This window comes from Pseudomonas sp. SIMBA_068, from assembly GCF_046534705.1.
Lineage (GTDB): Bacteria > Pseudomonadota > Gammaproteobacteria > Pseudomonadales > Pseudomonadaceae > Aquipseudomonas > Aquipseudomonas putida.
The window spans coordinates 1-251 of sequence record NZ_JAWRYI010001147.1 but is presented as its reverse complement, the minus strand read 5'-3'; the positions used below and the strand labels follow the sequence as shown (position 1 = coordinate 251).

The following is a 251-nucleotide window of genomic DNA, read 5'->3' as shown; positions in this document are numbered from 1 at the left end:
CCATTGACCATGAAATGAAACGCCTCGGCGCGGATTGTATGTTCCTTGATATCAGCCATAAGCCCGCTGATTTTATTCGCCAGCATTTCCCGATGATTTATGAAAAATTGCTCGGGCTGGGGATTGATCTCACACAAGAACCGGTACCGATTGTGCCTGCTGCACACTATACCTGCGGTGGTGTAATGGTTGATGATCATGGGCGTACGGACGTCGAGGGCTTGTATGCCATTGGCGAGGTGAGTTATACC

The 251-nt window shown here is 49.8% G+C and carries 1 protein-coding gene; it reads left to right on the top strand.

From position 1 onward, the window contains the following. On the top strand, nt 1–251 hold a 251-nt coding region (locus SB756_RS33105; protein ID WP_410913637.1), incomplete at both ends, for an FAD-binding protein.